We start from the raw sequence: 11,903 nt of genomic DNA, 5'->3' as shown, positions 1-11,903 counted from the left end.
ACATTACCCCCCTTCTATCACACCAATTTTTGGGGCACACTGTGGGAAACATATCGATCCATTCCGTTAGGCTCACAGGCGACCATGAACGAACAGATTCAGCAGAAAACCATCGACCTGGCACGGGGTCTTTTCCTGGTTCGCTACAATGGCGCGGAAGACAAGACATCACCTCCGGTGGTGCGCGTCTATGCCGATCGCGCCAGCCTTAACAATTGTAACATTATTACCGGACCCGATGCGGCCAATGGAACCCTGTTTGCGCCCGAGACCGCGCTGGTCGTGTCGGTGGCCCGGCCAAGCCGCCTGATCGTCGAGGTCACGGCAGGGCGCGTCGGGGGCTCGACCGCCGCCAATATCAAGATCGAACCGCTGAGCCAAGGACAACCGGCCGTGCAGCCGATCGGTCAGCCGGCCAGCCAGCCATTCGACACCTACGAGCCCGAGGCCGGCCCTGACGAGCTGAGCGCCCTCAAGCTGCTCGCGCATGTCGCGGGTTTGGGTGACGTGACGGTCGGCCCGAATACCTGGATTGCCGGACCGGCCGCGCCGGCCCGAATCGAGGGAATTTCCCTCGAATGGCCGAACAAGCCGTACGATCTCAACCTGCAATATGCGGTCAAGTTCGCCAGGCCGCAGCGCGGCGACAACCAGTTCGTTCCGCTCGGAACCTTTGCCGGAACCCGGGGACGCGCGCTGGCCATCACAGGGTTCTCGCTGGAGGCCACAGGCCCCGGCGCGGATCGCTACGCCATCGCCGCCGAAACCATCTTCCTCGGGGCTCCCGCCTTGCGCGTGACCGGGAACCGGATTGTGGTATCGGGCCCTTCAGGCCGGGAACCCTTGGTGGGCCTCAAGCTCAGTCTTGAGGAGCACCGGGCGCAAGCAGCGCCCCTCGCGCCCCGGCAGCCAAGGCACGCTGAACCCGCTCCCCCGATGCCTATGCCGCGCCAGGAGGCACCGCGCCTCGAGGGACGGGTACGCGTATTCCGGAGCCGGCAGAACGCGGTCAAGACGGCGGGCTGACCATGCGGGCAGACAAGGGCGACATTTGACCGCCGACGCGCGCAGGATCGCCTTTACGTCCAGAACGCTCCACCATGTCGATCTCGAGCGGGCCGCTGTCAGGGCGCTCGAGGCACGTGATTTCCGTCGCGCATTTGCGCTCGCCGACCGCCGCTGCCGGATCTTACCGCATCCGGGCGCCCGCGCCCATTTGCTGCGCGCAGAAGCGCTGTTTCGCCTCGATCTCAAGGAAGCGGCGGTCGCCAGCGTAGCCAAAGCGCTCGAGCTCGAACCGGACGATCTTGCCGCCGCTCGGCGAATGATGGCTTGGGGCGACGGCGTTGCGCAGATCGAAGCCGCACGAAGCGTCGCGCGGCGCGATGACGATCCGGATTCAGTCAGGAGCGCTCTCCTGCTGCTCGAGCAGAACGGTCAGGACAGCTGCGCCCGTATCGACTTCCTGGATGAGGAAGTGAAGGGATGGGTGACGTGGCGAGGCGCGGACGATCCCCACCTTTCACTGGCGCAGGCCGATCAATCCAGCACCGTCCAGCTTCCCGCCGATCCCCGTCACAGGTTTGCGCTCAATGGGCGACGTGCTGCGAGCTTCCGTCTGATGCGGCCGGCGTCCGCGGCCTCGCAACGCCTCGAGATCGCGCAGGCGGGCCGCGTCATCGCGAGCATCCAGCTCCCGGCCAACCGCGCGCCGGATCGCCGCGCCCCACCGCAACGGCCGCTTCGCGCCGGGAGCGCCGAAACTCCGCCGCTCACCATCATCATTCCGGTTTACCGGGATCTGGCCGCGACGCGTGCCTGCATCGAGAGCGCATTGACGGCCGTGGCCTGCACGCCGGGTGCGACCATCGTCGCCGTCGATGATGCGTCGCCCGAGCCCGACATCAAGCGCCTGCTCGGCGAACTGGCGTCCGAGCAGCGCATCCGGCTCCTGACCAACGCGCACAATCTCGGCTTTGTCGGCGCGGTCAACCGGGCGCTTGCCGAGACCGATAGCGGCGACGTCGTGCTACTGAACTCGGATACGACGGTGCCGAAATACGCGCTGCAACGCCTGCGGAGCGCGGTGCAATCGACGCCGGGCGTCGGCACGGCGACCCCGCTCTCGAACAACGGCGAATATACCAGCTTTCCAGTTCCGAACCGGTCCAACCCCCTGCCCTCGCCCGACGAGCTGGAATTGCTGGACGCGCTTGCCGGCACGGCAAATTCCGGGATCGCCATCGACATTCCCAACGGCATCGGGTTCTGCCTCTACATCACCCGCGAATGCCTCGACGCCGTGCACGCGCTCTCCGACGATTTCTATCGCGGCTATCTTGAAGACGTCGACTTCTGTCTCCGCGCCGCGGAGGCCGGCTTCCGCAATGTGTGCATCCCTTCGGTCTTTGTCGGACACGAAGGTTCGCGCTCGTTTCTTGGCGAGAAGCGTTCGCTGGTGCTGCGCAATCTTCGCGTGCTCGAGCACCGTTATCGGCGCTATGCGACGGAGTGCGCGGCATTCCTGCTTGCCGATCCGCTGCGCGATTGCCGCGCGGCGCTTGAGCTCAAGCTGCTCGCCAACGAACAGCACGCCACGAGCCCGCACGTCATCCTCTGCGGCTCCGCCGTCGGCCGCGAGATTGCGATCAGGCGGTGCCGGCAGCTCGCGGCGAACAACAAGCGCGGTCTGATCGTTCACTTCCGCGCCGAGGGACGACGCGAGCTGGCTGCGATCTTCGCGCCGGACGGCGGAGCGCCGCAGTCGATCACACTCGACGTTGCGACGACCGAGGGCCGCGAGGCCCTTCTGAGGTTTCTCACCGATCTCCAAATCCGCTCGCTCGAGATTGCGGAGCCGAACCGCATCCCCGGCGCATGTCTCGTGCAGCTCACGCAACACTTCGCCTACGAGCTGCTGATCACCGACACCAGACTTGCCGCGCGCGCCGCGATTGGATCGGGCCTCCATCCGGACTGGATCGGTCTCGTCGAAGGCGCCCGAGGCGTGATCGCGATCGGCGAAGAGGGAGCAGCCTTTGCGGTGTCGGTTCTCGGCCTGCAAGTGGTCAGGCCGAGCGACCCGCCGGCGCGGCCGGTGCGGCATCCTGCCGTGGACGGCCCGGCGCGCCTCGGCCTGCTTGCCCTGCACGGCAGCGCGGCGGAATTTCGCTTCGTCAGAGCGCTCAGCGATCAAATGGCCGACGCCAATGCAGACGCCGAGATCATCGTGCTCGGTACCACCCTCGACGATCTCAAGCTGATGCAGCGGACCAATGTGATGGTCACCGGCGAAATCGCCGTCGACGGCGTTGCGACGCTGATCGAAGGTCACGGCATCACGAAACTGGTTCTCGACATGGGCGAACCGGCATTCGGGCATCCGCTGGTCGATGCGCTGCTGGCGACCGGATTGCCGGCCGCCGCGACGGAATGGCTTCCGACACCACCGGGACGTAACCGAAAGACCGACCTGAAGCTGCGGCCAGACCTTGACGCCGATGATGCGATTGCCGCTGTCCTCGACTGGGTGGTCGAAGACGTGCAGCTACATCCCGATCGGAGGAGCAGTCGGCACAGGCGGGAGGTTGGCGCGCGGCTTCCATGACCGCGGCGGCCATGCAAGCGAGGAGAACGGCGTCGAATCCAGCCCGAGCAGCGGGCTGTAATAGGGATCGTCGAGCAGCACCTCGCCCCACTTCGCGCGCAGCATCGCCAGCTCGCGCCCGAAGCGTGCCTTGCGGTCCGGCGCGGAATCGCGGCCCCGGCTTGCCGACTCCAGGTGAACGAGCTTCGCGTCCGGCGTGAATACGATCCGCTTTCCGATCTGACGCAGCTTCAGGCACAGATCGATATCGTTGAAACTGATCGGAAAGCGGACCGCATCCATGCCGCCGACGGCCACGAAATCGCGCTTGCGCATCAAGAGGCACGCGGCCGTCACCGCCGAACATTCGTGCGCCACCTGGAGCAGATCGCCGTAGCCGGGATCACCATCCATCCGGTCGTTGAAGGCATGCGCAGCCGAGAAATTGGCCCCCAGCACCACCCCGCCATGCTGCACGACGCTGCTCGGCCAGAGCAGCTTTGCGCCGACGGCTCCGACGTCGGGAGCGGACAGCCGCCACAGCATCTCCGCCAGCCAGCCGTCGTCGAGCGCCTGGATGTCGTTGTTGAGAAAGCAGATGTTCTCCGTGTCGACGCAATCGACGGCGGCGTTGTTGATGGCTGCGAAGTTGAAGGGCCCTTCGACCGAAATGACGTCGATGTCGTCCGCCGAAAGACCCTCGAGATAGTCCAGCGCTTCCGGCTCGCTCGAGCTGTTGTCGACGACGAGAATCCGGGCGTTGGTCTCATGTGCGGCCGGCAGGACCGTCTCGATACAGCGCTTGAGGAGTTCGGCGCGGTTTCTGGTCGGGATGATGATGGTGGTGCGCTCGTTCCAATCGACCGCGCGCTTGACCCGCACAGCGGGAAGAAGCCCCGCTTTCCGTGGCTCGACATTCGCCTCGACGCCGATCCCAGCAAAATACGCCTGGCTTGCAGCGACCAGCTCGGCGGTTGCGACGGACGCATCAATTCGCGGCAACGCCGCAACGGATCCCGGCAGATGATAGGTTCGCTCGGCATCCACGCAGCCAATGAAGATGTCGTAGAGCGACGCTGACGATCGCAGCGCTTCCACGGCTCGTTCCCGGCGCACCGCAAAGCAATACGCGCCATAGCCCTGCTCGAGTGCACGTTCGCGGTCGAATGCCGAGAAGGCCAGCGGCCAGACCGCGCCGGCGCCGGCCGCGACCTCGACGTCGCCATAGACGAGATCGCAACCGGGCTCGGACGCGAACACGTCGGCGAAGCGCTGCAAGGCATCTTCCGCCAGGATCGTGCCGCTCAGACAGAAGACGAAGAACGCGCTGTTGGCGGCATCGCCGTCGACGAACTCGCGCGCAGCTTTCGGCTCGAACTGACTGACCCCCCGCGCCGGCAGAGACACCGCCGACCAGGCCGCGTGCCGCTGGGCCTCCAGGCTCTCGATGCTTTCGTCCACCCTGGCATCCCCGATCAGGACGACCGCGGCCTCGGATGGAACGTCGGACGGCGCTGTCGGCGAGAACCGCTCTTTCCAATTGCGATAGGCATGGAACGGCACCGAGGCAGGCAAGAGCTGATCGAACAATTGCCCGCGCAGCCGCTCGCTGTCCCAGCGTCCGAGCTCCGCGATGGTCTGCTCCAGGCCGCGCTCGAAAGCGACGAAGGCGACCGGCTCCGAGATCAGGCTCCGTCCCGAAATTGTTCGCGCCGACAGCCCGCGCACGCGACCATCGGCAAAATGCTCGGGCAGATGAAAGTCGATCCGGCGGCCGACGCCGAACTCGCTGCCCCGCGCAACGTTGGTCCACCCAGTCGGCTTCACGGTCATCACCGGCCGTTGCGCGATCAGGATCTCGATGTCTTCGTCGACGTCCTGCGAGAGCCAGCCCTCGAAGCGCAAACCTCCCGCCCATTTGATCTCGCCGATTCGGTGCCACTGCGCTTCCGGTGCCGCGTGGTCGCAGCGAATCGGAGCACCGACGGGACTTCCGATATTTGCCAGTCTTGCCTCGATGATCGCAGCGTTCGAGCTGACCTCGTCCTGCACGTTAAACGTAAAACCAAATCGACCGTCGCCGATTCCGGCATCGGCAAGCTCTGTTACAAACTCGTCACATAATGATGACATGTATGGCTCGCCGTCGACCAGCAGCTCGACGGCGTAGCGTCGGCTGGGATCGGCGCGGTCATAAACAAATCCAGAAAACGTGGTGCGATCGTATCTGGAGAATTGCGTCTGCAACGACGCGTATTCAGTTCCTGAGGGCCTCTGCTTGCCTATCGTCTTCGTGCTCATGTCCACCCCTCAAACGGCGGCTCGATTGTCGGTCGATTTCAAGTTGAGAATGTGTCCATGGCGCGCCCTAGGCGACTAGCGAGCACTCACCTGCACTGAGGCCATCACCGTTTGCACAAAAAGCCGTCGCGCTTCAACACAATCGATACGCTATAAAACTTGGCGTTATCGACTCCAATTGTGCTAGTGCTAACTCCTCCTCTCCACACTGATCGACGAGCGGATTCATGAAGATTGCAATGGTTGGAACGGGATATGTAGGTCTCGTATCCGGAGCGTGTTTTGCCGATTTCGGCCATCAGGTCGTGTGTGTCGACAAGGACGCCGACAAGATCGAAGCCCTGAAGCGCGGCAAGATCCCGATCTACGAAACCGACCTCGATAAGCTCGTCGAGACCAATACCGCCGCCGGCCGGCTGACCTTCACGACGGAGCTTGCCGGGGCCGTCGGCGACGCCGATGCCGTCTTCATCGCGGTCGGAACACCGTCGCGGCGCGGCGATGGCCATGCGGACCTGAGCTACGTCTATGCTGCCGCCAAGGAGATCGGCGCAGCACTGAAGAAGTTCACCGTGGTGGTGACGAAGTCGACCGTGCCCGTGGGCACCGGCGACGAGGTGGAACGCCTGATCCGCGAGACCCGTCCCGACGCGGATTTCGCGGTTGCTTCGAACCCCGAATTCCTGCGCGAAGGCGCCGCGATTCAGGATTTTCGCCATCCCGACCGGATCGTCGTCGGCACCGAGGACGATCGGGCCAAGAGGGTGATGGGCGAAGTCTATCGCCCGCTCTATTTGAACCAGGCGCCGATCCTTTATACCGCACGACGCACGGCGGAATTGATCAAATACGCCGCAAATGCCTTCCTCGCCACCAAGATCACCTTCATCAACGAGATCGCCGATCTCTCCGAAAAGGTCGGGGCGAACGTACAGGAGGTCGCGCGCGGCATCGGGCTCGACAACCGGATCGGAACCAAGTTCCTGCATGCCGGCGCAGGCTATGGCGGCTCGTGCTTCCCGAAGGATACCCGCGCCTTGTTCAAGACGGCGCTCGATCACGACGTCCAGCTGAAGATCGTCGAAGCCACGTTGACCGCGAACGACAACCGCAAGCGCGCGATGGCGCGCAAGGTCGCCAACGTGCTCGGCGGCGAGCTGCGCGGCAAGACGATCGGCGTGCTCGGCCTGACCTTCAAGCCCGATACCGACGATATGCGCGAGGCACCGTCGATCCCGCTGATCAACGGCCTGATCGACTTCGGCGCGAGCGTTCGCGCCTACGATCCGGTCGGCATGGAGCAGGCCCGCAAGGAATTGCCCGAGATCGCGTACTGCAAGGACGCCTATGAATGCGCCCACCAGGCGGATGCGCTGGTGATCGTGACCGAGTGGCGTCAGTTCCGCGCGCTCGATCTGAAGCGCATCAAGCAGGAGATGAAGCATCCGGTCGTCGTCGACCTGCGCAACATCTACCGTCCGGACGAGATGGCCGCGCACGGCTTCACCTACGACAGCATTGGCCGGCCGCGCTAAGCGGCCGCGCCGGCGCTGTCTAACCCAAAGCGCGATGAGGTTGAATCCTCATCGCGCTTTTTGCTTGTTGTCTCACGATCAACTCAGCGCAAACGCCTGGCATTTGCCGCAGGAAAATCCGCTCCGCACTTCGGGCTCTAGGCGTGGGCGAGCGCGCCGAGCTGGACATACGAGTCCAGCTCGCGTGCGAGCGCTTCCTGCCACGTCGGCATCGCGACCCCGAACTGCGTCTTGAGCCGCGTCAGATCCAGCCGTGAATTGCCCGGACGTACCGCTTTGGTCGGGAAATCGGCCGTCGCGATCGGAACGATGTTGTCGACCGCGAGCGTGACGCCACGCGACCTCAGCCCGCCGACAATGGCGGTTGCAAAGCCGTGCCAGCTGGTTTCGCCGGCGCAAACCAGATTGACGACACCGCCCCTGCGCGCGAGCTGATCGTGCAGCGAGGTGATGTTCGGCAGGACGATGCCGGCGACCGCGCTCGCAATCGCCTGTGCCGTTGTCGGCGCGCCGACTTGATCGGCCACGATCCGCAGCTCCTTACGCTCGCCGGCGAGCCGCGCGATGGTGCGCAGGAAATTGGTGCCCTTTGCGGCATAGACCCAGGAAGTGCGCGCGATCAGATGCGCCCCGCCCGCCGCCTGGATCGCGACATCACCGGCAAGCTTGCTTGCGCCGTAGGCCGACAACGGTTCGGTCGGGCTGTCCTCGCGCCACGACCGGTCGCCCGAACCGTTGAAGACGTAGTCCGTGGAGAAATGCACCAGCGGCACACGGTTCGCCGCCGCCCATTTCGCCAGCGCTTCGGGTCCCCTGGCGTTCACCAGGAACGCCAGCTCGCGCTCGTCCTCGGCGCGATCGACGGCCGTGTACGCAGCGGGATTGATGATGAGATCGGGCTTCAGTCGCTCAAGCTCGCCCGTCAACATCTCCGGCTTCGCGAGGTCGAACTCCGCGGTCGGCGGCGCGATGATGGTGCCGTGGCCTTCCAGCAGAGGCTTGAGCGCACTGCCGACCTGGCCGCGCGTTCCCGTCAAAAGAATCCGCATCAGATTTGTCCATAGGTCGGAAGATTGCTGGCGTCGGCGAGCAGCGGCGCATCCGCATCCTTGGCCGACAGCTGTGGCTTATCGACGCCCCATTTGATCCCGATCGCCGGATCATTCCACCGGATCGAGAGCTCGTCCTTGGGGCTGTAGAAATCATCGCACTTGTAGAAGAAGTCGGCGGTTTCCGAGAGCACCACGAAGCCGTGGGCAAAGCCGCGCGGCACCCATAGCTGACGGCGGTTGTCCTCGCTCAACTCAACCGCGACATGCTTGCCGAAGTTCGGGCTGCCGACACGCACATCGACGGCAACGTCCAGCACCTTGCCGCGCAGCACGGTCACGAGCTTGCCCTGGGTGAGCGGGTTTTGCAGATGCAGCCCGCGCAGCACCCCATAGGCCGAGCGGGACATGTTGTCCTGCACGAAGGGACGCGTGATGCCGTGCTCGACATAACGGGGCGACTGGTAGGTCTCGAGGAAAAAGCCGCGCTGGTCGCCGAACAGCTTCGGCTCGACGATCAGAACTTCAGGAAGCTCGGTCTTGATGACGTTCATTTAACATTTGTTCCAGTTTGACGCGCCCGAAATGTTAATTTCTCCCTCATAACAAACTTGTGCAGCGCACGCTATATGTTATGTTCTGATAATCAAATTGTGAGGGACCATGAAAGGCATTATCCTTGCCGGTGGCACCGGCTCGCGCCTCTACCCCGTGACCACCGTCGTCTCCAAGCAGCTGCTGCCCGTCTTCGACAAGCCGATGATCTATTATCCGCTGTCGACGCTGATGCTCGGCGGAATCCGCGATATCCTGATCATCTCCACGCCGCAGGACAAGCCGCTGTTCCAGCGCCTGCTCGGCGACGGCAGCGAGATGGGCGTCCGGTTCGCCTATGCCACGCAGGAGACCCCGCGGGGCCTCGCCGACGCCTTCATCGTGGGACGCGGGTTCATCGGCGATGACTCGGTCGCCCTTGTGTTAGGTGATAACATTTTCTACGGCCACGGCCTGCCGAGCATGCTGTCGGCCGCCTCGGTCCGCAAGAAGGGCGCCACCGTGTTCGGCTACGTCGTCAACGCGCCCGAACAGTACGGCGTGATCGAGCTGGACGGCACCGGGCGGGCGCTTTCGATCGAGGAGAAGCCGAAGCGGCCGAAGTCCAACGTCGCCGTCACCGGTCTCTATTTCTACGACAATGACGTGGTCGACATCGCCGCCGGCATCAAGCCGTCGCCGCGCGGCGAGATTGAGATCACCGATGTCAACAAGGCCTATCTCGAGCGCGGCGATCTCTATGTCGAGGTGCTCGGCCGCGGCTTCGCCTGGCTCGACACCGGCACCCATTCCTCGCTGGTCGAAGCCAGCCACTTCGTCCAGATCCTGGAGCAGCGCCAGGGCCTGCGCATCGCCTGCCCCGAGGAGATCGCGCTGCGCCAGGGTTACATCTCGCTGGAAGCCTTCGCGAGGGTGGCACAGAAGACCGCCAAGAGCAGCTACGGCGAGTATCTGCTGTCGGTCTACCGCTCATTCCATGGTCAGCCCCGCACTGCCGAGGTATTCAAACATGCGGTTTAAGGGATCGACGATTTTCGTCACCGGCGGCGCGGGCTTCATCGGCTCCGCCGTGGTCCGGCACCTGCTGCGCGACACCCACGCCCGCGTCATCAACATCGACAAGCTGACCTATGCGGCGAACCTGGCCTCCCTGCCCGGCTCGACCGAGAGCCTGAACTACACCTTCGAGAGGGCCTGCATCTGCGAAGCACAAGTCCTGCGCCGGCTGTTCGAGAAGTATCAGCCCGATGCGGTGATGAATCTTGCGGCGGAAAGCCATGTCGACCGCTCGATCGACGGCCCCGGCGAATTCATCCAGACCAACATCGTCGGCACCTTCACGATCCTGCAGGAGACGCTGCGCCACTGGCGCACGCTCTCGCCCGAGAAGCGCGACCAGTTCCGCTTCCTGCATATCTCGACCGACGAGGTGTTCGGGTCGCTCGGCGACGAAGGCCTGTTCACCGAGACCACGGCCTATGCGCCGAACTCGCCCTATTCGGCCAGCAAGGCATCGTCCGATCATCTGGTGCGCGCCTGGCGCGAGACCTACGAGCTGCCGACCCTGGTGACCAACTGCTCCAACAATTACGGCCCCTATCACTTCCCGGAAAAGCTGATCCCGCACATGATCATCAAGGGGCTCGCCGGCGAGCCGCTGCCGGTCTATGGCGACGGCCAGAACGTCCGCGACTGGCTGTTCGTCGAGGATCACGCCAAGGCGCTGACCTTGGTGCTGGAACGCGGCGAGGTCGGCGAGACCTACAATGTCGGCGGCCGCAACGAACGCACCAATTTGCACGTCGTGGAAAGCATCTGCGACCTGCTCGACGAGGTCACGCCGGCTGCGGCCGGCCCGCGGCGCCAGCTGATCAATTTCGTCGCCGACCGCCCCGGCCACGACCGCCGCTACGCCATCGACGCCACCAAGCTCGAGACCGAGCTCGGCTGGCGCGCCGAAGAGAATTTCGAGACCGGCATCGCCAAGACAGTGCGCTGGTATGTCGACGAGCAACCCTGGTGGCGCGCGATCCTGGAGCGCGGCTACAAGGTGGAGCGCGTCGGGCTGAACCAGTAATCGCCGGCCTCTCCAAGCCATCGGCGTGGATAGCCAACAGGAAGCCGAGAAGCGCGATGACGATTCAACCGGATCTCATCGCGGCTTGACGAGCCGCGACCGCCTTCCGACGGTGGATTGGCAACCACCCACCAGACAACAGATCGAGAAACCAAGGGATCCCGCCATGAACATCGCAATGGACGGCCAGGAACAGACGCTGTTCAAAAGCTTCGTGGATCTCTCGACGCGCTACCTGGAGTTCGGCTCGGGCGGAAGCACCTGGCTCGCCTGCCAGACCAAGAAGGACTGGGTCATTTCCATCGATTCCTCGTCGGAATGGCTCTCCAAGGTCGCTGACGCCACGCGCGGTGCGAGCACCCAGCCGCTGCTGCTGCACGTCGATATCGGCAAGCTGCGCGAGTGGGGCTATCCGGTGGAGAAGGAAAAGGAGAGCTCCTGGCCCGACTATCACGAACGCATCTGGGAGCGTCCGGAAAGCAGGACTGCGGACTTGTATTTCGTCGACGGCCGGTTTCGCGTAGCCTGCTTCGTGCAGTGCGTGCTGCACGCCGCGCCGGGAGCCTTCATCGCAATTCACGACTTCGAGAACCGTCCCCACTACCATTCGGTACGGACGGTCGCGCGGGAAATCGCGCGGGCCAACAACATGTCCGTCTTCCAAAGGCCGCCAAGGATCGACGTCGATGCCGCACAGGCCCTGCTCGCGAAATACCGCCTGGAGCCGCTATAGCCGACCAGAGCCTCGGTAGCCGGCCGCTACGGTCGACGATCGGTTCAACGCACGAAATAAAAGGGCG

General features: G+C 64.1%; 9 protein-coding genes. 6 read left to right on the top strand and 3 right to left on the bottom strand.

Going from position 1 to position 11,903, the window contains the following annotated elements; translation table 11 throughout:
• Positions 1 to 84: 84 nt before the first annotated feature.
• Both AAFG13_RS41430 and AAFG13_RS41425 read left to right on the top strand, forming a co-directional pair.
• Positions 85 to 1,026 carry a hypothetical protein gene (locus AAFG13_RS41430; protein ID WP_249131257.1) on the top strand — a complete coding sequence of 314 codons (942 nt, stop codon included), beginning with the start codon at positions 85 to 87 and terminating at the stop codon, positions 1,024 to 1,026.
• Between the two features lie 25 nt (positions 1,027 to 1,051).
• Entirely contained in the window at positions 1,052 to 3,607 is a 2,556-nt protein-coding gene (locus AAFG13_RS41425; protein ID WP_342710582.1) for a glycosyltransferase, read from the top strand.
• Here the strand turns inward: AAFG13_RS41425 and AAFG13_RS41420 are convergent.
• The gene (locus AAFG13_RS41420) at positions 3,548 to 5,887 is read right to left on the bottom strand and encodes a glycosyltransferase family 2 protein (protein ID WP_342710581.1); all 2,340 of its coding nucleotides are present in this window, start codon (positions 5,885 to 5,887) and stop codon (positions 3,548 to 3,550) included. The two genes, AAFG13_RS41425 and AAFG13_RS41420, sit on opposite strands and share 60 nt — an antisense overlap.
• Before the next feature lie 227 nt (positions 5,888 to 6,114).
• Between AAFG13_RS41420 and AAFG13_RS41415 the strand changes: the two genes are divergently transcribed.
• On the top strand, positions 6,115 to 7,422 hold the full coding sequence (locus tag AAFG13_RS41415) for a UDP-glucose/GDP-mannose dehydrogenase family protein (RefSeq protein ID WP_342710580.1): 1,308 nt from the start codon (positions 6,115 to 6,117) through the stop codon (positions 7,420 to 7,422).
• Between the two features lie 137 nt (positions 7,423 to 7,559).
• Here AAFG13_RS41415 and rfbD read toward each other — a convergent pair whose 3' ends face one another.
• Positions 7,560 to 8,471, bottom strand: a complete 912-nt coding sequence (gene rfbD / locus AAFG13_RS41410) for a dTDP-4-dehydrorhamnose reductase (protein WP_342710579.1) — start codon at positions 8,469 to 8,471, stop codon at positions 7,560 to 7,562.
• The gene (rfbC, locus tag AAFG13_RS41405; RefSeq protein ID WP_016841672.1) at positions 8,471 to 9,025 is read right to left on the bottom strand and encodes a dTDP-4-dehydrorhamnose 3,5-epimerase; all 555 of its coding nucleotides are present in this window, start codon (positions 9,023 to 9,025) and stop codon (positions 8,471 to 8,473) included. The genes rfbD and rfbC overlap by 1 nt, the downstream gene beginning before the upstream one ends.
• Positions 9,026 to 9,134: 109 nt before the next feature.
• On the opposite strand from rfbC, the gene rfbA reads away from it, so the two are divergent.
• From rfbA to AAFG13_RS41390, 3 genes are read left to right on the top strand one after another with little or no spacing between them, the layout of a single operon-like run.
• The gene (rfbA, locus tag AAFG13_RS41400) at positions 9,135 to 10,046 is read left to right on the top strand and encodes a glucose-1-phosphate thymidylyltransferase RfbA (RefSeq protein WP_342710576.1); all 912 of its coding nucleotides are present in this window, start codon (positions 9,135 to 9,137) and stop codon (positions 10,044 to 10,046) included.
• Positions 10,036 to 11,103, top strand: a complete 1,068-nt coding sequence (rfbB, locus tag AAFG13_RS41395; RefSeq protein WP_342710575.1) for a dTDP-glucose 4,6-dehydratase — start codon at positions 10,036 to 10,038, stop codon at positions 11,101 to 11,103. The genes rfbA and rfbB overlap by 11 nt, the downstream gene beginning before the upstream one ends.
• Before the next feature lie 25 nt (positions 11,104 to 11,128).
• On the top strand, positions 11,129 to 11,836 hold the full coding sequence (locus tag AAFG13_RS41390) for a hypothetical protein (RefSeq protein WP_342710574.1): 708 nt from the start codon (positions 11,129 to 11,131) through the stop codon (positions 11,834 to 11,836).
• The last annotated feature ends 67 nt before the right edge of the window (positions 11,837 to 11,903 follow it).

The sequence above is a fragment of the Bradyrhizobium sp. B124 genome, from assembly GCF_038967635.1.
GTDB lineage: Bacteria > Pseudomonadota > Alphaproteobacteria > Rhizobiales > Xanthobacteraceae > Bradyrhizobium.
This window is presented reverse-complemented; position numbering and strand designations above follow the sequence as displayed.

Bases quoted from the DNA above. Each gene is read 5' to 3' on its own strand.
- AAFG13_RS41430 (WP_249131257.1), top strand. From the start codon at position 85: ATGAACGAACAGATTCAGCAGAAAACCATCGACCTGGCACGGGGTCTT.
- AAFG13_RS41420 (WP_342710581.1), bottom strand. From the start codon at position 5,887: ATGAGCACGAAGACGATAGGCAAGCAGAGGCCCTCAGGAACTGAATAC.
- AAFG13_RS41415 (WP_342710580.1), top strand. From the start codon at position 6,115: ATGAAGATTGCAATGGTTGGAACGGGATATGTAGGTCTCGTATCCGGA.
- rfbD (WP_342710579.1), bottom strand. From the start codon at position 8,471: ATGCGGATTCTTTTGACGGGAACGCGCGGCCAGGTCGGCAGTGCGCTC.
- rfbC (WP_016841672.1), bottom strand. From the start codon at position 9,025: ATGAACGTCATCAAGACCGAGCTTCCTGAAGTTCTGATCGTCGAGCCG.
- rfbA (WP_342710576.1), top strand. From the start codon at position 9,135: ATGAAAGGCATTATCCTTGCCGGTGGCACCGGCTCGCGCCTCTACCCC.
- rfbB (WP_342710575.1), top strand. From the start codon at position 10,036: ATGCGGTTTAAGGGATCGACGATTTTCGTCACCGGCGGCGCGGGCTTC.